Origin of the sequence: Hydrogenophaga sp., assembly GCF_025699295.1 — a bacterium.
GTDB lineage: Bacteria > Pseudomonadota > Gammaproteobacteria > Burkholderiales > Burkholderiaceae_C > Hydrogenophaga.
Genome location: NZ_JAILWB010000001.1, coordinates 47,630 through 66,585 on the forward strand (window position 1 = coordinate 47,630; position 18,956 = coordinate 66,585).

Consider the following 18,956-nt stretch of genomic DNA (forward strand, 5'->3'; position numbering starts at 1 on the left):
CTCAGACCCAGCTCAACACGAGCTTGCCCACATGCTGGTTGGATTCCATCAGCGCGTGGGCCTCGGCGGCCTGCGCGGCAGGAAACACCTGGTGGATCACCGGCTGGATGCGCCCTTCGGCCAGCAAGGGCCAGACGTGCGTGCGCAGCGAAGCGGCGATCGCCGTCTTGAACGCCACCGGCCGCGGGCGCAGCGTCGACCCCGTGATGGTCAGGCGCCGGCGCAGCACCAGGCCGGCATTGAACTCGGCCTTGATACCGCCCTGCACCGCGATGATCACCAGCCTGCCGTCCTCTGCCAGGCATTCGATCTCCCGCGCCACGTAGGCACCCGCGACCATGTCCAGAATCACGTCGACCCCTCTCTGGGCGGTGAGTTCGGCCAGTACGGCGACGAAATCCTGGGTCTTGTAGTTGATGGCGTGGTCGGCGCCGAGCTTGAGGCAGGCAGCGCACTTGTCGTCGCTGCCCGCGGTGGCAATCACGCGCGCACCCAGGGCCCTGGCCATCTGGATCGCGGTCACACCAATGCCGCTGGTGCCACCCTGTACCAGCAAGGTTTCTCCCGCCTGCAGGCGGCCACGATCGAACACATTGCTCCAGACGGTGAAGAACGTCTCGGGCAACGAGGCGGCGGCCACGTCGTCCAGTCCCTCGGGCACCGGCAGGCACTGGCCCACGGGGGCCACGCACCACTGCGCATAGCCGCCACCCGCGACCAGTGCGCACACGCGCTCGCCGGCTTTCAGGCCCGCCGCGGCCATGGCCGCCTCATCACCGGACTCGATCACACCAGCCACCTCGAGACCGGGAATATCGGACGCGCCAGGCGGCACCGGGTAGTTGCCGGTGCGCTGCAGCACATCAGGGCGGTTCACGCCCGATGCACTCACGCGGATCAGCACCTCGCCCGCGCCCGGCACCGGCACCGGGCGTTCGCCCAGGCGCAATACCTCCGGCGCGCCAAAGGCGCTGATCTCGACCGCTTGCATGACCGACGGCATCACGGCTGTTGCTGTTGCTGCGCCGCTTGCTCACCACTGTTGCGCTCGGCCAGGGCCTTCATGGACAGCTTGACGCGGCCCTTCTCGTCGGTCTCGAGCACCTTCACCCGCACGACCTGACCTTCGCTCAGGTAGTCGGTGACTTTCTCGACGCGCTCGTGCGCGATCTGACTGATGTGCAGCAGGCCGTCCTTGCCCGGCAGCAGGTTGATCAGGGCACCGAAGTCCAGGATCTTGGTGACCGGGCCTTCGTAGACCTTGCCCACTTCCACTTCGGCCGTGATCTGCTCGATGCGGCGCTTGGCCTCGTCGGCCTTGGCCGCGTCGGTCGAGGCGATGGTGATGGTGCCGTCTTCGTCGATGTTGATCTGCGTGCCGGTCTCTTCGGTCAGCGCGCGAATGACGGAGCCGCCCTTGCCGATCACGTCGCGGATCTTCTCGGGGTTGATCTTCATGGTGAAGAGCTTGGGTGCGAAATTGGACACCTCGGTCTTGGCCTCGCCCATGGCTTCCTGCATCTTGCCCAGGATGTGCATGCGCGCTTCCTTGGCCTGCGCCAGTGCAACCTGCATGATTTCCTTGGTGATGCCCTGGATCTTGATGTCCATCTGCAGCGCCGAAATGCCGTTGGTGGTACCGGCCACCTTGAAGTCCATGTCGCCGAGGTGGTCCTCGTCACCCAGGATGTCGGTCAGCACGGCAAAGCGATTGCCGTCCTTGATCAGACCCATGGCGATGCCGGCCACGTGGGCCTTCATCGGTACACCGGCGTCCATCAGCGCCAGGCAGCCACCACAGACCGAAGCCATCGACGAGGAGCCGTTGGACTCGGTGATTTCCGACACCACGCGCATGGTGTAGGGGAAGTCTTCCTTGCTTGGCAGCGCGGCGATCAGCGCGCGCTTGGCCAGGCGGCCATGGCCGATCTCGCGGCGCTTCGGGGTGCCGAAACGACCGGCTTCGCCGGTGGCGAAGGGGGGCATGTTGTAGTGCAGCATGAAGCGGTCTTCGAACTCGCCGGCCAGTGCGTCGATGCGCTGGGCGTCGCGGTCGGTGCCCAACGTGGCAACCACCAGCGCCTGCGTCTCACCGCGGGTGAACAGGGCTGAGCCGTGGGTGCGCGGCAGCACGCCGTTGCGGATTTCGATGGCACGCACGGTGCGCGTGTCGCGACCGTCGATGCGGGGCTCGCCGGCCAGAATCTGGCCGCGCACGATCCCGGCTTCGATCTCGAACAGCAGGGCTTCCACGGCCACGCTGTCGAACTCCACGCCTTCGGCCTTCAGGCCGGCCATGACGTCGGCATAGGCGGTGCGGCAAGCCTGGGTACGGGCCTGCTTGTTGCGGATCTGGTAGGCGGCTTCGAGCTTCGCCTTGGCCAGGCCTTCGACCTTGGCGATCAGGGGCTCGTCCTTGGCCGGCGGCTGCCAGTCCCAGGCGGGTTTGCCGGCGTCGCGCACCAGGTCATTAATGGCAGCGATGGCAATCTTGCCCATGTCGTGACCATAGACCACGGCGCCCAGCATCACCTCTTCTGACAACTGGTCGGCTTCGGACTCCACCATCAGCACGGCGGCTTCGGTACCGGCGACCACCAGGTCAAGCTGGCTGTCCTTCAACTGGGTCTGGCCCGGGTTGAGCACGTACTCGCCATTCACATAGCCCACGCGCGCGGCGCCGATCGGGCCGTTGAACGGAATGCCGCTGATGGACAGTGCGGCGGAAGTGGCGATCATCGCCGCGATGTCGGCCTGCACTTCAGGGTTCAGGCTGACGACGTGCACGATGACCTGCACTTCGTTGTAGAAGCCTTCGGGGAACAGCGGGCGGATCGGGCGGTCGATCAGGCGGCAGGTCAGCGTCTCGAGTTCGCTGGGGCGGCCTTCGCGCTTGAAGAAGCTGCCGGGGATCTTGCCGGCGGCATAGGACTTCTCGGTGTAATCGACGGTCAGCGGGAAGAAGTCCTGGCCGGCCTTCGCTTCGGTTTTGGCGACCACGGTGGCCAGCACCACGGTGTCGTCGATGTTGACCAGCACGGCACCCGTGGCCTGGCGCGCGACTTCGCCGGTTTCCATCGTGACCTGATGGGGGCCCCACTGGAAGCTCTTGGTGACTTTGTTGAACATGCTCATGGTGTCTCTCCGTTAAACGCCTCCGCCGATGGCGGATGGCTCAGCGTGCAGCGTGGCTGCACAAAACCCGGAGGCACAACCCAGAACACGATGCCATTCCAGAAAGGCTGCGCGGCGCACAACCCGTTTGGAATGACACAGCTTCGCTCTGTTGTCGGGACTCCGGAATCAAAAATGGCGAGCGACAAGCAAAAAACGCCCGAGCCAGCGAACCAACTCAGGCGTTTCGTGCGTCACGGCTGGCCCACTTACTTGCGCAGGCCCAGCTTCTTGATCAGGGCAAGGTAGCGCTCGGCATCCTTGGACTTCAGGTAGTCGAGCAGCTTGCGACGGCGGCTCACCATGCGCAGCAGGCCACGGCGGCCGTGGTGATCCTTGGCATGGGTCTTGAAGTGGGGGGTCAGCTCGTTGATGCGGGCGGTCAGCAGTGCAACCTGCACTTCGGGGCTGCCGGTGTCGTTGGCGGCGCGGGCGTTGGCCGCGACCACTTCGGCTTTGATGGACTGGGCGATCATGTCGGTTTCCTTGGCCAGTTGCCTGGCGTTACGTGCGTCCCGTCGCAGCCGGCAGGCGCCGAACCGGGTTCGGCACCTCAGGCCGCAGCGGGCGTGAAGTTGCCATCCGTGAAGACAGCAACCGGGAATTATAGACCAGAAGGGCCCGGCCAGACCTCAGAGAGCCTGCCAGCGTCGCAGGCGATCCGCCCCCTGCACCAGGCGGTCCGTGTCCCGGCTGGCAAAGCACCAGCGCAACCAGCCAGCCGCCTCGGGGCCGAAGGCACTGCCCGGCGCCAGCCCCAGGCCGGCCTCACGCACCAGGTGCTTGGCGGTCTGCAGGCAGTCGCCATGCCCCTCCAGCCGGAAAAACGCGTACATGCCACCCGACGGCTCGCCCAGGATGACTCCGGGCAGCGCGCGCAGCCGCGGCACCAGCGTGTCGCGGCAGACCCGCAGGTGGGCCACCAGCGCAGGCGTCACCTCCTGGCCACGCTGCAGCGCCACAGCGGCCGCACGCTGCACGAACACCGGCGCGCACGACGTGTTGTATTCGATGAGCTTGCTGAAAGTGGCTGTCAGGGTGGAAGGCAACACCAGCCAGCCCAGGCGCCAGCCGGTCATGAGGAAGCTCTTGGAAAAACTGTGGGCGACGATCACCCGGTCGTCGGGCTGGGCCACGTCCAGAAAGCTGGGCGCCGTGCCATTGGGCGTATCGCCCGCGAAGTACACGCGCTCGTACACCTCGTCGGCCAGTATCCATGTGCCGGTGCGGCGGCAGTGCGCGAGGATGGCGCGTTGTTCGTCGGCGCCGAGCGTCCAGCCGGTGGGGTTGTTCGGCGCGTTGACAACCAGCAACCGCGTGGCCGGGGTGATCGCGGCCAGCAGCGCATCCATGTCGAGCGCCCAGGCGCCGGCCCGCGGCCCGTCGGCCACCACACGCAGCGGCACGCGCCGGACCTGGGCCCCCATGATCAGGGGTTGCGCCACGAGATTGGGCCAGACGGGTGTCACTGCCACCACCTCGTCACCCGCCTGCACCAGCGCCTGCGAGGCCAGCATCAACCCATTGACGCCGCCCGAGGTGACGGCCAGCCTGTCCACCCAGTGGGCCGCGCCTCGCCCGGGATGCAGGCCGTCGGTATAGACCGCCAGTGCCTCGCGCAGCTCAGGCAGGCCCAGGTTCTGCGCGTAGAAGGTCTCACCTGCCTGCAGCGAGGCCATGGCGGCATCGCGGATGAAAGCCGGCGTGACCTCGTCGCTCTCGCCGAACCAGAATTTCAGCACGTCGGGCCGGCCCAGGCCTTCGTTGGCCACCTCGCGGATGCGCGAGGCCTCCAGTTGTTCCACCACGGCTCTCATCGACAGGCTCTCCAGCGGTTTCAGGGTCGCTGCATGGTACAGGTGTGCGGTTGCTCCGCCTGCTGCGCGGAGAGGTTGCGGATGACGCGGAAACCATAGCCCGAACCTTCCACGTCGAACTTCACGCCCGGCGTGCCTTGGCGGTCCATCACCGCCACCGCCAGCGACTGCTGGAACTGGTGGTCGGCGCCACGCATGCGGGCGCGCTGGCCGGCCAGCGTGACGTCCGCCTTCTCCAGCTGGGCCGCGATGGTGGCCGCGTTGACCGGGCCCGTCGCTCCCGCCCGCTCGATGGCCTGCGCGAGCGACTCGATCATCAGCTGCATGCGCATGTGGACGTAATCGTCGGCCGGGTTCGGGAAGCGCTGGCGGAACGCCTTGTAGAAGGCCTCCGATTCGGGCGTGAGTACGTTGGGAAACCAGTCGGCCACGGCGATCACCTTGCCGATGCCAGCCTCGCCCATGGCCGCGGGCGCACCGAGCGCGTTGCCATAGAAGGTGTAGAAGGTGCCATCGAAACCGGACTCGCGCGCGGCCTTCACCAGCAGCGTGAGGTCGTTGCCCCAGTTGCCCGTGAGCACGGCCTGCGCGCCACTGGCCTTGATCTTGGCCGCATAGGGCAGGAAGTCCTTCACGCGCGCCACCGGGTGCAGTTCGTCGCCGACGATCTTCACGTCCGGGCGCTGCGCGGCGAGCTGGCTGCGCGCCTCGCGCAGCACGGCCTGGCCGAAGCTGTAGTCCTGGCCGATCAGGTAGATGTTCTTCAGTTGTTTGTCCTCGCGCAGCACATGCATGAGCGCGCTCATGCGCATGTCAGCGTGGGCATCGAAGCGGAAATGCCAGAAGCTGCACTTCTCGTTGGTGAGCACCGGGTCGACCGCCGAGTAGTTCAGGAACAGCATCTGGCGCCCCGAGTCGCGCTCGTTGTGCTTGTTGATGGCGTCGATCAGCGCGCTGGCGGCCGCCGACGAATTGCCCTGCGTGACGATGGTGATGCCGCGGTCCTGCGCCGAGCGCAGCGCCGACAGGGCTTCCTCCGTCTGCCCCTTGCTGTCGAAGCGCTCGATCACCAGCGGGCGGTTGCCTCCCTGCGAGGCCGGCAGCTTCACACCGCCGCGCGCGTTCACCCGCTCGGTGGCCCAGACCAGGTTGCGGAACACCGCCTCGCCGGTGTTGGCGAACGGCCCGGACAGGCCTTCGATCATGCCGATGCGGATGGGCGCGCCGGCGGCCGGCGCGGGTGCCTGGGCCAGGCTGGTGGCGGATGTCAGGGCGCCCAGCAGCATGGCAACAAGGCTGCGACGGCGCGGCGAAAACAGGGATGGGAACAAGGGTTTCATGGGAGATGGCTCCTGGGTACGGGGGCGCGGAACCCGGATGGCCCGCGTCGGCATGTCACATAAGCGACACCGCCGAGAAGTCTAATTCATAATTACAGAGGATACCCTCCGGGGGTGGTCAGACGGCGCCGGCAACCGGGGCCAGGTCCGCCAGGGGCCAGCGCGGCAGCACGTCGAAGCGGTACCCCTGGTCTTCGTCACCGGCCAGCCCGGCCTGCGCGCGCATGCCGCCGGCCAGCGCGATCATGGCGCCGTTGTCGGTGCACAGGTGCAGCTCCGGGTAGTGCACACGCACGCCCGCCTGGGCGCAGGCGGCGCCCAGCTGTTCGCGCAGCAGCGCGTTCGCCCCCACCCCGCCGGCCACCACGAGGCGGCGCAGGCCGGTGCGGCGCACCGCCGCCATGGATTTTTTCACCAGCACCTCGACGATGGCCGCCTGCACGCCCGCGGCCACGTCGGCTTTCTGCTGCGCGCTCAGCGGGTCGGCCAGATGCGGCGTGGCCGGGCCTTCGGGCCGGGCGTGGGCGAGGCGCTTCACCTGGGTCAGCACGGCGGTCTTGAGGCCGGCAAACGAAAAATCCAGGTCGCCGCTGTGCAGCAGCGGGCGCGGAAATCTGTAGACCAGCGGGTCGCCCTGCTGGGCCAGCCGCGCGAGCGCGGGGCCACCGGGGTACGGCAGGCCAAGCAGCTTGGCCGATTTGTCGAAGGCCTCGCCGGCGGCATCGTCGATGGTTTCGCCCAGCAGCTCGTAGCGGCCCACGCCGTCCACCCGCATCAGCTGGCTGTGGCCGCCCGAGACCAGCAGCGCCACGAACGGAAACCTGGGCGGGTCGGCGCTCAGGAAGGGCGAGAGCAGATGGCCTTCGAGGTGGTGCACGCCGATCACCGGCTTGCCCAGCGCAAAGCCCAGCGCGCAGGCCACGCCCGAACCGACCAGCAAGGCCCCCGCCAGTCCCGGCCCGCGGGTGTAGGCCACCGCGTCCACCGCCGACAACGGCAGCGCGGCCTGCGCCAGCACGGCATCGGTCAGCGGCAGCACGCGGCGGATGTGATCGCGGCTGGCGAGCTCGGGCACCACGCCGCCATAGGCCTGGTGCATCTCGATCTGGCTGTGCAGCGCGTGGCCCAGCAGCCGGGGCGTGTCCGTGCCGCTGGCGTCGACCAGGGCGACGCCGGTTTCGTCGCAGGACGACTCGATTCCCAGTATCAACATCCGGGAAGTGTACGGGCGGCACGCTTGTTGCTCTGAAGGCAAAGGCATTCCCCACGAACGCGTGAACATGACCTCGGGCCTGAAATTCCTCCTTGCCGCCAAACGCTGCGAAATCGCCGAACTGCAGCAGCTTGCGCTCACCAGCGCCCTGGTCAACGTGACCGGGCGCCTGGTGCATGGCCTGCAGCGCGAGCGCGGCCTGTCCAACCTGCACCTGGGCTCGCAGGGCGCGCGCTTCACCGACATGCGCGGCAAGCAGATCGACGAATGCCGGCAGCTGGAGGCCGAGCTGCGGCAGTGCTTCGACAGCCTGGACACGGAGGCCGCGCGCGTGGGCCGCGGCGCGCGGCTGTTCAGCCGCATTGCCTATGTGCTGCAGGGCCTGGATGCGCTGGGCGCCCTGCGCGAGCGCGTGCAGGCGCTGGACTGGACGCCGCGCCAGGCCACCGAGGCCTATGTGCGCCTGATCGCCGGGCTGCTGGCGGTTGTGTTCGAGGCTGCCGACAGCGCCAGCGACCCCGAGATCTCGCGCCTGCTTGTGGCCCTGTTCAACTTCATGCAGGGCAAGGAGTTCGCGGGCCAGGAGCGCGCGGCCGGCTCGGCCTTGTTCGCGGCCGGCCGCGCCGAAGCCGCGGAGCAGCAGCGCCTGCTGCACCTGATCGAGTCGCAGGAACGCTGCCTGCAGGTGTTCACCGAGTTCGCCCACGCCAAGGCGGTGGACCTGTGGGCGCTCAGCCAGGCCAGCGCCACCCTGGCCGAGCTGGAACGGCTGCGCCGCGTGCTCTGCACCGCGACCCACGGGGCACCGCTCAACGTGCAGCTCAGCCAGGCCTGGTTCGACTGCTGCAGCCAGCGCATCGACCGCATGAAGGCGGTGGAAGACCGCCTCGCCCTCGATCTGCTGCGCGCCTGCGAGGAAAAGATCACCGCGGCACAGGCCGAGCTGCTGACCTACGACACGCTCTACGCCTCGCCCGCGCGCGAGGCAGACGCCCTGTCCTTCTTCCGGGACATGGGCGCCCTCAGGCAGGACGCGCAGGCCGCTCCCGCCGCCCTGGGCGCGAGCGCCCAGGGCTATGGCCTCGAGCTGGACCGCTCCATCCTGGAGCTGGTGCAGGAACAGGCGCGGCGCCTGCAGACCATGAGCGAAGAACTCGACACCGTGCGCGCCAGCCTGAACGAGCGCAAGCTGATCGAACGCGCCAAGGGCCTGCTGATGGCGCACCGCCACCTCAGCGAGGAAGAAGCGCACAAGACCATGCGCCAGATGGCCATGAACCAGAACCGCCGGCTGATCGAGGTCGCGGAGACCGTGCTGTCGCTGGCCGAGGTGCTGCCGGAGCGCCATCCCTGAGAGCCGGGAGGACAGCCCGCGTGCTGCAGCGCACAAAACCGGTGCCTGACCCGTTCGGCGCACCAGACTGACGCCCTCCCGCCGTGCCCGTGCGCCTCACGGGCCGCGCGGCAGATCGGTTTTTTCCTTTCATATCAATGAGATCCGCCCAGGGGAAGCAGAAACCCGGACGCTGGCACGCTCCCTGCTTTAAAGGGATCAGCAGGGTCGGAGCCAATGGCGGTTCGGACCCCCGTCTTTCCAGACACGGGACAACGGCGTCCATCTCCAGCTGATCCAGATCGGCCAGGAGATGGGCGCCGTTGTGCTTTGCGGACCACTTTTTTGACCTTCAGCAAGGAGTTCCCCATGGCCTCTTCGTCGCGCACTCTCAATCGCCGCCGTTTCACCACCACCGCCTTGGCCCTGGCCGGCGCGTCGGGCCTGGGCCTGCCGGCCCTGGCGCAAAAAGCCGCCCGACCCGAGAAGGAGTCGCTGAAGTTCGGCTTCATCAAGCTCACCGACTGCGCGCCGCTGGTGGTCGCCTACGAGAAGGGCTACTTCGAGGACGAGGGACTCAATGTGTCCCTGGAGGCGCAGGCCAACTGGAAGGTGCTGCTCGACCGCGTGATCGACGGCCAGCTCGACGGTGCGCACATGCTCGCGGGCCAGCCGCTGGGTGCCACCATCGGCTTCGGCACCAAGGCCGACATCGTGACCGCCTTCAGCATGGACCTCAACGGCAACGCCATCACGGTGTCCAACGCGGTCTGGGCCGAGATGAAGAAGCACCTGCCCATGGAGGGAGGCAAACCGGTGCACCCGGTCAAGGCCGACGCATTGAAGAAGGTCGTGGACGCCTGGAAGAAGGAAGGCAAGACCTTCAGGATGGGCATGGTCTTCCCCGTCTCCACGCACAACTACGAGCTGCGCTACTGGCTGGCAGCGGGTGGCCTGAACCCGGGCTACTACACCGCGAGCGACATCAGCGGCACCAGCAAGGCGGACGTGCTGCTATCGGTGACCCCGCCGCCCCAGATGCCGGCCACCATGGAGGCCGGCACGATCCACGGCTACTGCGTGGGTGAACCCTGGAACCAGCAGGCGGTGTTCAAGGGCGTGGGCGTGCCGGTCATCACCGACGACCAGATCTGGAAGAACAACCCGGAGAAGGTGTTCGGCGTGACAGGCGCCTGGGCCAAGGCCAACCCCAACACGCACATCGCCGTGGTCAAGGCGCTGATCCGCGCCGGCCAGTGGCTCGACGCCTCCATGGCCAACCGCATCGAGGCCGTGAAGATGCTGTCCAAGTCGCAGTACGTCGGTGCTGACGAGGCAGTGATCGCCAACAGCATGACGGGCACCTTTGAATACGAGAAGGGCGACAAGCGCCCATCGCCCGACTTCAACGTCTTCTTCCGCAACTACGCCACCTACCCCTTCTACAGCGACGCCATCTGGTACCTCACGCAAATGCGTCGCTGGGGCCAGATCACGGAAACCAAGCCGGACAGCTGGTACCTGGAAACGGCCAGGAAGGTCTACCTGCCCGAGGTGTACATGCAGGCCGCCAACGCGCTGATCGCCGAAGGCAGGATCAAGGCCACCGACGTGCCCAAGACCGACGGCTTCAAGGGCGTGCAGACGGGCTTCATCGACGGCGTGACCTACGACGGCCGCAAACCGAACGAGTACCTCAACAAGTTCAAGATCGGCCTCAAGGCCGCTGACAAGGTCTGACCATGGAACTCGTGCACAAGCTCCTGGGCAGCGGCATGACCGCCCTGCGCGATCCGCGTGAACTGGGCCGCGCCTTCATGATGTCGGTCGGGGTGCCGGTGGTGGCGTTCGCGCTCTTTCTGGTGCTCTGGTCGGTCACCGCCTCGCGCATCCAGACCAGCCTGGGCGCGGTGCCCGGCCCGGCGCAGGTGGCCGAGCAGGCGGTGGCGCTGGTGAAAGACCACTTTGCCGAGCGCGAGCGCGAGGCCGCGTTCTACGAGCGCCAGGAAAGGCGCAACAAGGAGCGCTTGGCCGAGGACCCGACGTACGAGCCGCGCAACTTCCAGTGGACCGGCAAGCGCACCTACCTGGACCAGATCCTCACCAGCCTGTACACCGTGTTCGTGGGCTTCCTGCTCGCCACCGTGGTGGCCGTGCCGCTGGGCATCCTGGCCGGCACCTCGAAGATCGTGCAGGCAGCGATCAACCCCATGGTCCAGATCTTCCGCCCGGTCTCGCCGCTGGCCTGGCTGCCCATCGTCACGCTCATCGTCAGCGCGGTCTACGTCACCAGCGGCGAGCCGATGTTCCAGAAGTCGTTCCTGATCTCGGCCATCACCGTCACGCTGTGCTCGCTGTGGACGACGCTGATCAACACCGCCATCGGCGTGACCTCCGTCGACCGCGATCTGGTCAACGTCGGCAAGGTGCTGCAGTTGCCCCTGGCCACGCGCGTGCGCAAGATCGTGCTGCCCTCGGCCCTGCCCTTCATCTTCACGGGCATGCGCCTCTCGCTCGGCGTGGGCTGGATGGTGCTGATCGCCGCCGAGATGCTGGCGCAGAACCCCGGCCTGGGCAAGTTCGTCTGGGACGAGTTCCAGAACGGCAGTTCCGAATCGCTCAGCCGCATCATGGTCGCGGTGTTCACCATCGGCCTGATCGGCTTCGCGCTGGACCGCCTGATGCAGTTGCTGCAGCAACTGGCCACGCACCGTTGAACGGCCGGGAGCCCGAACATGAATCTCGCATTGAAAACCCGCCTGATGGACGAAACCGACGTACCGGCCGCGCCGGTGCTCGCCGCGGTGCCCGCCGCCGCCGCGCTGGAACTGCGCGGCGTCTCCAAGTCCTACGGCCTGGGCGCGCAGCGCAGCGCGGTGCTCAAGAACCTGAACCTGCGCGTGGAGGAAGGCGAATTCGTCGCCATCGTCGGATTCTCCGGCAGTGGCAAGACCACGCTGATCAGCCTGCTCGCGGGCTTGATCTCGGCCGACGAAGGCCAGGTGCTCAAGGGCGGCCAGGCCATCACCGGGCCGGGGCCGGACCGCGGCATCGTGTTCCAGAGCTATTCGCTCATGCCCTGGCTGAGCGTGCGCGAGAACGTGGCGCTGGCGGTGGACCGCGTGTTCGCCAGCGAAAGCGCCACCGAGCGGGCCGCCCGCGTGAAGCGCTACGTCTCGATGGTGGGCCTGACCCCGGCCATCGACAAGAAGCCTGCGCAGCTCTCGGGCGGCATGCGCCAGCGTGTTGCGGTCGCGCGCGCGCTCGCCACCGACCCCGACGTGCTGCTGCTCGACGAGCCGCTTTCCGCGCTGGACGCCCTCACCCGCGCCAACCTGCAGGACGAGATCGTGCGCATCTGGAGCGAGGACCGCAAGACCGTGGTGCTGATCACCAACGACGTGGACGAGGCGCTGATGGTGGCCGACCGCATCATCCCGCTGGACCTGGGTCCGGGCGCCACGCTCGGCCCGTCCTTCCGGGTCGACATCGAGCGACCGCGCGACCGCCGCGAGATGAACCATGACCCGCGCTTCCAGCAGCTGCGCGGCGAGATCACCCAGTACCTGATCGGCCTGTCGCACCGCAACGCGGCGCAACAGGGCGCGCAGGTGATCCAGTTGCCCGCGCTCACGCCGCGCGGCTCGGTCGAACAGGCCGCATCGCCCACGCTTGCTGCCCGGCTGGGCCTGCGCCATGCCGCACTGGCCGAGCGCATCGAGGCCTCCATCGCCACGCCCGAGCCGCTGAGCCCCGAGGCGAACCGCGCACCCCGCAGCCACGACGACCGTTTCGTCGAGTTCTCGCAACTGGTCAAGGTCTATCCCACGCCCAAGGGACCGCAGACCGTGGTGGACGGCTTCGACCTGAAGATCCGCAAGGGCGAATTCATCTCCGTCATCGGCCACTCCGGCTGCGGCAAGTCGACCGTGCTCTCGATGATGGCCGGCCTGACCGACATCACCGAAGGCGTGATCGTGCTCGACGGACGCGAGGTGGCCGACGCGGGGCCAGACCGCGGCCTGGTGTTCCAGGCACCCAGCCTGGTGCCCTGGCTGACTGCGTTCGACAACGTGATGCTGGGCGTGGCCCGGGTGTTCCCACACGCCAGCGAGGCCGAGCGGCGCGACACCGTGGGCTACTACCTGAGCCGCGTCGGCCTGGGCAACGCCATGCACAAGATGGCGGCCGACCTGTCCAACGGCATGAAGCAGCGCGTGGGCATCGCGCGCGCGTTCGCGCTCAACCCCAAGATGCTGCTGCTCGACGAGCCCTTCGGCATGCTGGACTCCCTCACCCGCTGGGACCTGCAGGAAGTGCTGATGGAGGTGTGGGCGCGCAGCCAGGTCACCGCGATGATGGTCACGCACGACGTCGACGAAGCCATCCTGCTGGCCGACCGCGTGGTGATGATGACCAACGGCCCGCGCGCGAAGATCGGCCGGATCATGGACGTGCCCCTGCCCCGCCCGCGCACACGCGAGGCGCTGCTGGGCCACCCGCGCTACTACGAGCTGCGCGAGGAACTGATCGGCTTCCTGGAAGACTGCGGCCGGCAGCACTGAGCGGGGCAGCGCGCAAGCACTTGCGCGGCCCCTGCGCCAAAGAGGGGCGCGTCTCCGGCATGGAATTTGCTCAATCTCGAAGAGGCTGACGAAGGCCTCTTCCTGCACGGCCGGCCACCGCCCTGGTGACCGGCCGCCACGCGCCATGCACGCCACCGGCCCGGTTGCCGGTGAACCGCTGCATGGCCGTCCATCCCCTACCCTCTCACTCTTCCCTTGCAAAGGTGCGCGCCATGGCGGGTTTCCGTACGTTCCTGAAAGCAGGCCACAGCCCCACGCTGCTGGCCGCCTTCATCTACTTCACCTATTGCTGCGGCGTCTGGGTCACCAACGGGGCCATGGCCCCCTTCATCAAGGAGTCGCTGGCGCTGAGCCCGGCGCAGGTGGGCCTGATGCTGTCGATCCCGATCTTCGCCGGCGCCCTGATGCGGTTTCCGCTGGGCGTGCTGGCGCAGTACATCGGCCGCAAGAACGCCACTCTGGTGGAGATGGGCGGCATCGCGATCGCGCTGCTGTACGGCTACTTCTTCGTCGACACCTTCAACGATCTGCTTGCCATGGGCGTGCTGCTGGGCATTGCCGGAGCCAGCTTCGGCGTCGCGCTCTCACTCGGCTCGGGCTCGTTCCCGGCGCGCTACAAGGGCCTGGCCATGGGCCTGGTGGGCGCGGGCAACGTGGGCACTTCGCTGTCCGCGCTGCTGGCGCCCCAGCTGGCCCAGGCCTATGGCTGGAAGGCGGTCTACGGCTTCGCCGCGCTGGGCCTGCTGGTGCCTGTTCTGGTGATGATCTTCATCGCCCGCGAGCCCGAGGACGTGGACAGGCACGCCGGCCTGCGCGAGCACGCCGCCTGCCTGTTCGAGAAGGACGGCTGGGCCTTCAGCCTGATCTACGCCATCACCTTCGGCGGCTTCATCGGCCTGACGACCTTCCTGCCGAGCTACTACAACGACCAGTTCGGCGTGAGCAAGGTGCAGGCCGGGCAGCTGACCATGCTCGCGGCCTTCATGGGTGCGGCGCTGCGCATCTTCGGCGGCTGGATTTCCGACCACTGGGGCGGCATCAACACGCTCACCGCGGTGCTGGTGATCATCAGCGTCTCGCTGCTGGCCTGCGGCCTGTCCGGCGGCTCGCTGGTGCTCACCACGCTGCTGCTGATGCTGTGCTTCGCCGCGCTGGGCGCGGGCAACGGTGCCCTGTTCCAGCTCGTGCCGCTGCGCTGGCCGCTGTCCACCGCCGTGGCCGGCTCCATGATCGGCGAGATCGGCGCGCTCGGCGGCGGCCTGGTGCCCAACGCCATGGGCCTGTCGCGTCAGCACACCGGCACCTACTTCTGGGGCTTCGCGCTGTTCGCGGTGCTCGCGCTGCTGGTGCTGCTGATGATGCGCTCGATGCAGATCCGCTGGACCCGCACCTGGGCGGAGAAAGGTGGGCGGGCGCGGGTAGGGTAAGGATGCGCTGCATCCCCAGGGGAGCTTGCCTGCAGCGCGCAGCGTACGGCCGGAGGCTGCAGCAACCGGGGCAATTCACTGCCGGGCGCCAGCCTTCAGCGAGAGTTCGCGCGCCGCCTCCACCAGCCACTGGGCGATGCGATTGACCTGCGCCTCGTCCACGCGCGCACTGGGGCCGTAGACGGCGAGCGACCCCATCACCTTGGAGCCCGCCGAGAAGAAGGGCGCGGCAATGGCCACCGCGCCCTTGATCAGCTCATCCCGGCTGATGGCGTAGCCGACCTCGCGGATGCGTGCCAGTTCGTCCAGGTATGCGGCGCGCTGGTCCTCCGGCACTTTACCCTCCAGGTACCTGGGCACATCGTTCGCGAAGGCCAGGATGACGCGCCCGCTCGCACCCAGGGTCACGCTTTCGCTGTAGCCCACGCCACGCTTGAAACTGAGAGGCTGGTGGCTGGGCAGTTCGGCCACGCAGACGCGTTCACGGCCGTGGTGTACCAGCAGCGCGACCGTCTCACCGGTCCGCTCCCACAGGCTTCGCATCATGGGTTGCGAGAGCTCGGCCAGGTCGAGACCGGAGGCCCAGATGTGGGCGAGGTGGGCCACCGAAGGCCCGAGCTGGAAGCGCTGGGGTTCGCCGGAGGAGACGACGAAACCCCGCAGCTCCAGCGTGCGCAGCAGCCGGTAAAGCGTGGGCCGGCTCAAGGCCACCCGGCGCAGCAGCTCGCTTGCGCTCAAGAGGTGGTCGCCCGGGCGGAAGGCCATCAGGATGTCCAGCGCGCGGTCCACCGCCCGCACGCCGTCATTGCCGTTTTCTGAGGTCACGGTGCACTTTCTCGAGGCAGAAAAGGGCATTCTTGCAGAAAAGCGTCCACCTGATGGACAGAAAGACCATTTTATTGACGGATATCAAGACCCTCAACAAAATGGACATTCGTATCACCAAGCGTACAACTACACACCGGAGCACACCCGTGAACAAGGAAATGTCAGAAACGCTCACCCGTGTCGGTCCCGGCACCCGCATGGGCAACCTGCTGCGGCGCTACTGGGTGCCCGCGCTGATGTCGCGCGAAATACCCGAGGCCGATGGACCACAGGTGCGCGTGCAACTGCTGGGCGAGAAGCTGCTGGCCTTTCGCAACACCGATGGCAAGGCCTGCCTGATCGGCGAGTTCTGCTCGCACCGTGGCGTCTCGCTCTACTTCGGTCGCAACGAGGAGAACGGCATCCGCTGCGCGTACCACGGCGTGAAGTTCGATGGCAATGGCCAGTGCGTGGACGTGCCGTCCGCACCGCAGGCCTGCGCGCGCATGCACATCAAGGGCTACCCCTGCATCGAGCGCGGCGGCATCGTCTGGACCTACATGGGTCCGGCCGACCAGCAGCCCGCACCGCCCGAGCTGGAGTGGTGCACGCTGCCGCCCGAACATGTTTTCGTCTCCAAGCGCCTGCAGTACAGCAACTGGCTGCAGGCCATGGAAGGCGGCATCGACACCGCGCACGTGTCCTACGTGCACCGCTTCGAGGTGGACACCGACCCGATGCACCAGGGCGTGAAGGCGCTGGACTACATCAAGGCCGACGGCAACGTGAAGTTCGAAATCGAGCAGACGCCCTTTGGCCTGAGCCTGTTCGGCCGCCGCAACGGCGAGCCCGACTCGTACTACTGGCGCATCACGCAGTGGCTGTTTCCCTGGTTCACGCTCATCGCACCGTTTGGCGATCACGCGCTGGGGGGTCACGTGTGGGTGCCGATCGACGACCACAACTGCTGGGCGTGGAGCATCAACTGGCAACCCGGTCAGCCGCTGACCGCGGAAGAACGCACCGCCATGGAAGAAGGCAAGGGCATCCACGTCGAGTACGCAGCGCCGGGCAGCTTCATTCCCAGGCAGAACCGCGACAACGACTACGGCATGGACCGCGTGGCGCAACGCGAAGACCGTTCCTACAGTGGCATCTTCGGCTTCTCAGCGCAGGACTATTCGTTGCAGGAGAGCATGGGAACGATCCAGGACCACGAAGCCGAAAAGCTGTTGCCGACGGACAAGGCCATCGTGATGGCGCGCCGCATGCTGCACCAGGCCACGCTCGGCCTGGAAGAAGGCCAGACGCCTCCCGCACTGGACGCGGGCGCGCAGCACGTGCGCCCCGCCGGCGTGCTGCTGCCCAAGGAGCAGGACCCCGTCGAGTGGGCGCGCGAGCACCTCGCGGACGCCACCAAGAAGCCGGTCTTCAGCCTTTGAGACCCCATCCCATTTCCCACGACAGCAACCACAGGAGACTTCCCATGACAAAGCACCTGAAACTCGCGGCAGCGGTCGCGCTCGCGGCCTGCACCGCCGCCTCCGCCTGGGCCCAGACCGAGGCCTCGGACTGGCGCCCCACCAAACCGGTGCGCATCGTCGTGCCCATCGTCGGCAGCACCAACGACGTGCTCGCGCGCCTGATCGGTCCGCGGTTGCAGGAGGCGCTGGGCCAGCCCTTCGTGGTCGAGAACAAGCCCGGCGCGGGCGGCAACATCGGTGCCTACGAGGTGAGCCGCGCCGCGCCGGACGGCCACACCCTGCTGATCGGCTACAACGGCCCGCTGGCGATCAACGTCACGCTGTTCGACAAGATGCCCTACGACCCGACGAAGGACCTCCTGCCCATCACGCTGGCGGTCAAGGCGCCGCAGTACCTGGTGGTCAACCCCGCCACCGGCATCACCAGCGTGCAGGACTTCATTGCCCGGGCCAAGGCCGACCCCGCGAAGTACTCCTACGGCTCGGTGGCCATGGGCAGCGCCTCGCACCTCACCATGGAAATGATGAAGTCAGCGGCCAACTTCCACATGACGCACATCCCGTATCGCGGCGCTGGCCCCGCCGTTGCCGACCTCATCGCAGGCAATGTGCAGGCCGCCTTCTTCGTCCCCGGCAACGTGCAGGGCTTTGTGAAGGAAGGGCGGCTGAAGCTGCTGGCGTCCACCGGTCCGAAGCGTTTCCCGAGTACGCCCGACGTACCCACGCTGGCAGAGTCCGGCCTGAAGGACTTCGAGGCGACGTCGTGGATCGGTTTGCTGGCGCCCGCCGGCACACCTCCCGCCATCATCAACCGCTACCACAGCGAGATGATGAAAATCCTCAATTCACCGGACATCCAGAAGCGGCTCAACGACATGGAGTTCGAGATCGTCGCCAGCACGCCCAGGCAGTTCAGCGACTGGATCGGCACCGAGATCGTGCGCTGGGGCAAGGTGATCAAGGACACCGGTGCCAAGGCGGAGTGAGCGGGCATGAGCGCACACCGACTGGGCGGCAAAGCCGCGCTGATCACGGGGGCAGGTGCCGGAATTGGCGCAGCGGCCGCGGCCCTGTTCTGCCAGGAAGGCGCTGCGGTGCTGCTGGTGGATGCCGACGCGGATGCCCTGGAGCGCACCCGCCAGACCATCGTTCAAGCCCTGCCCGACGCGCGCGTGCTGTGCGTGGAAGCCAACGTGGCTGACGAAGCCGCCGCGCACGCCGCGGTGCAGCGGTGCACTGGAAAGCTCGGTGGCCTGGACGTCCTGGTCAACAACGCTGCCATGCGCAACTACACAGCCGCTGCCGACGCCACGCCCGCCGAGTGGCAGGCGATGGTGGCCGTCAATCTGGTCGGCATGTCCAACTACTGCGCTGCGGCCCTGCCGGCGCTGCGCCAGTCCGGCGCGGGCAGCGTCGTCAACGTGTCGTCCTGCTATGCCGTCACCGGCCGCAAGGGCATGGCGCTGTACGACGCCACCAAGGCGGCGCAGCTGGCCTACACCCGCAGCCTGGCTTTCGAGGAGGCCGTTCACGGCGTGCGTGCCAACGCGGTGTGCCCCGGCTCCACGCTGACCGACTTCCATGTCGGCCGCGCGCTGGGCAAGGGCAAGAGCGTCGAGCAGCTCAAGACCGAGCGCAAGGACACCTCGCTGATCGGGCGCTGGGCTTCGCCGGAAGAGATCGCGTGGCCCATCGTCTGGCTGGCGTCGGGCGAGGCATCGTTCATCACCGGGACCACGCTGATGGTCGACGGTGGCCTGCACATCATGTAGACC

General features: G+C 67.4%; 15 protein-coding genes. 8 read left to right on the plus strand and 7 right to left on the minus strand.

All coding sequences use genetic code 11. The features are described from left to right. Position 1 precedes the first annotated feature (1 nt). The 6 genes from K5880_RS00235 to tsaD form a co-directional block, all read right to left on the minus strand. A complete protein-coding gene (locus tag K5880_RS00235; RefSeq protein WP_297647765.1) occupies positions 2–991 on the minus strand; it encodes an NAD(P)H-quinone oxidoreductase in 990 nt (329 codons plus the stop codon). An 11-nt stretch (positions 992–1,002) separates the two neighbouring features. Continuing rightward, on the minus strand, positions 1,003–3,135 hold the full coding sequence (gene pnp, locus K5880_RS00240; protein WP_297647103.1) for a polyribonucleotide nucleotidyltransferase: 2,133 nt from the start codon (positions 3,133–3,135) through the stop codon (positions 1,003–1,005). 248 nt (positions 3,136–3,383) lie between these two features. Beyond that, on the minus strand, positions 3,384–3,650 hold the full coding sequence (rpsO, locus tag K5880_RS00245; RefSeq protein ID WP_066270399.1) for a 30S ribosomal protein S15: 267 nt from the start codon (positions 3,648–3,650) through the stop codon (positions 3,384–3,386). A 156-nt stretch (positions 3,651–3,806) separates the two neighbouring features. Further along, positions 3,807–4,991 (minus strand): pyridoxal phosphate-dependent aminotransferase, encoded by a 1,185-nt coding sequence (locus K5880_RS00250; protein WP_297647113.1) that lies wholly within the window; start codon positions 4,989–4,991, stop codon positions 3,807–3,809. Between the two features lie 20 nt (positions 4,992–5,011). After that, positions 5,012–6,277 (minus strand): branched-chain amino acid ABC transporter substrate-binding protein, encoded by a 1,266-nt coding sequence (locus tag K5880_RS00255; RefSeq protein WP_297647767.1) that lies wholly within the window; start codon positions 6,275–6,277, stop codon positions 5,012–5,014. Between the two features lie 172 nt (positions 6,278–6,449). Then, on the minus strand, positions 6,450–7,544 hold the full coding sequence (gene tsaD, locus K5880_RS00260; RefSeq protein ID WP_297647116.1) for a tRNA (adenosine(37)-N6)-threonylcarbamoyltransferase complex transferase subunit TsaD: 1,095 nt from the start codon (positions 7,542–7,544) through the stop codon (positions 6,450–6,452). A 67-nt stretch (positions 7,545–7,611) separates the two neighbouring features. Between tsaD and K5880_RS00265 the strand changes: the two genes are divergently transcribed. The 5 genes from K5880_RS00265 to K5880_RS00285 all read left to right on the plus strand — a co-directional run bounded on the left by K5880_RS00265 (position 7,612) and on the right by K5880_RS00285 (position 14,890). Next, complete coding sequence (locus K5880_RS00265; RefSeq protein WP_297647118.1) at positions 7,612–8,898, plus strand: nitrate regulatory protein; 1,287 nt, start codon at positions 7,612–7,614, stop codon at positions 8,896–8,898. 348 nt (positions 8,899–9,246) lie between these two features. After that, on the plus strand, positions 9,247–10,617 hold the full coding sequence (locus K5880_RS00270) for a CmpA/NrtA family ABC transporter substrate-binding protein (RefSeq protein ID WP_297647121.1): 1,371 nt from the start codon (positions 9,247–9,249) through the stop codon (positions 10,615–10,617). A 2-nt stretch (positions 10,618–10,619) separates the two neighbouring features. After that, on the plus strand, positions 10,620–11,594 hold the full coding sequence (locus tag K5880_RS00275; RefSeq protein WP_297647123.1) for an ABC transporter permease: 975 nt from the start codon (positions 10,620–10,622) through the stop codon (positions 11,592–11,594). An 18-nt stretch (positions 11,595–11,612) separates the two neighbouring features. Continuing rightward, positions 11,613–13,442 (plus strand): nitrate ABC transporter ATP-binding protein, encoded by a 1,830-nt coding sequence (locus K5880_RS00280; RefSeq protein WP_297647124.1) that lies wholly within the window; start codon positions 11,613–11,615, stop codon positions 13,440–13,442. 233 nt (positions 13,443–13,675) lie between these two features. Beyond that, complete coding sequence (locus K5880_RS00285) at positions 13,676–14,890, plus strand: MFS transporter (protein WP_297647127.1); 1,215 nt, start codon at positions 13,676–13,678, stop codon at positions 14,888–14,890. A gap of 75 nt (positions 14,891–14,965) precedes the next feature. On the opposite strand, the gene K5880_RS00290 is transcribed toward K5880_RS00285, so the two are convergent. Beyond that, the gene (locus K5880_RS00290; RefSeq protein WP_297647130.1) at positions 14,966–15,715 is read right to left on the minus strand and encodes an IclR family transcriptional regulator; all 750 of its coding nucleotides are present in this window, start codon (positions 15,713–15,715) and stop codon (positions 14,966–14,968) included. A 149-nt stretch (positions 15,716–15,864) separates the two neighbouring features. On the opposite strand from K5880_RS00290, the gene K5880_RS00295 reads away from it, so the two are divergent. Genes K5880_RS00295 through K5880_RS00305 form a run of 3 tightly spaced genes read left to right on the plus strand, consistent with a single transcriptional unit; the run spans position 15,865 to position 18,953 of the window. After that, entirely contained in the window at positions 15,865–17,139 is a 1,275-nt protein-coding gene (locus tag K5880_RS00295; protein ID WP_297647133.1) for an aromatic ring-hydroxylating dioxygenase subunit alpha, read from the plus strand. A gap of 44 nt (positions 17,140–17,183) precedes the next feature. Further along, entirely contained in the window at positions 17,184–18,167 is a 984-nt protein-coding gene (locus K5880_RS00300) for a tripartite tricarboxylate transporter substrate binding protein (protein ID WP_297647136.1), read from the plus strand. Positions 18,168–18,173: 6 nt separating this feature from the next. After that, on the plus strand, positions 18,174–18,953 hold the full coding sequence (locus K5880_RS00305; RefSeq protein ID WP_297647139.1) for an SDR family oxidoreductase: 780 nt from the start codon (positions 18,174–18,176) through the stop codon (positions 18,951–18,953). Positions 18,954–18,956 lie beyond the last annotated feature (3 nt).

Bases quoted from the DNA above. Each gene is read 5' to 3' on its own strand.
- rpsO (WP_066270399.1), bottom strand. From the start codon at position 3,650: ATGATCGCCCAGTCCATCAAAGCCGAAGTGGTCGCGGCCAACGCCCGC.
- K5880_RS00255 (WP_297647767.1), bottom strand. From the start codon at position 6,277: ATGCTGCTGGGCGCCCTGACATCCGCCACCAGCCTGGCCCAGGCACCC.
- tsaD (WP_297647116.1), bottom strand. From the start codon at position 7,544: ATGTTGATACTGGGAATCGAGTCGTCCTGCGACGAAACCGGCGTCGCC.
- K5880_RS00250 (WP_297647113.1), bottom strand. From the start codon at position 4,991: ATGAGAGCCGTGGTGGAACAACTGGAGGCCTCGCGCATCCGCGAGGTG.
- K5880_RS00265 (WP_297647118.1), top strand. From the start codon at position 7,612: ATGACCTCGGGCCTGAAATTCCTCCTTGCCGCCAAACGCTGCGAAATC.
- K5880_RS00270 (WP_297647121.1), top strand. From the start codon at position 9,247: ATGGCCTCTTCGTCGCGCACTCTCAATCGCCGCCGTTTCACCACCACC.
- K5880_RS00275 (WP_297647123.1), top strand. From the start codon at position 10,620: ATGGAACTCGTGCACAAGCTCCTGGGCAGCGGCATGACCGCCCTGCGC.
- K5880_RS00280 (WP_297647124.1), top strand. From the start codon at position 11,613: ATGAATCTCGCATTGAAAACCCGCCTGATGGACGAAACCGACGTACCG.
- pnp (WP_297647103.1), bottom strand. From the start codon at position 3,135: ATGAGCATGTTCAACAAAGTCACCAAGAGCTTCCAGTGGGGCCCCCAT.
- K5880_RS00305 (WP_297647139.1), top strand. From the start codon at position 18,174: ATGAGCGCACACCGACTGGGCGGCAAAGCCGCGCTGATCACGGGGGCA.
- K5880_RS00300 (WP_297647136.1), top strand. From the start codon at position 17,184: ATGACAAAGCACCTGAAACTCGCGGCAGCGGTCGCGCTCGCGGCCTGC.
- K5880_RS00235 (WP_297647765.1), bottom strand. From the start codon at position 991: ATGCAAGCGGTCGAGATCAGCGCCTTTGGCGCGCCGGAGGTATTGCGC.
- K5880_RS00285 (WP_297647127.1), top strand. From the start codon at position 13,676: ATGGCGGGTTTCCGTACGTTCCTGAAAGCAGGCCACAGCCCCACGCTG.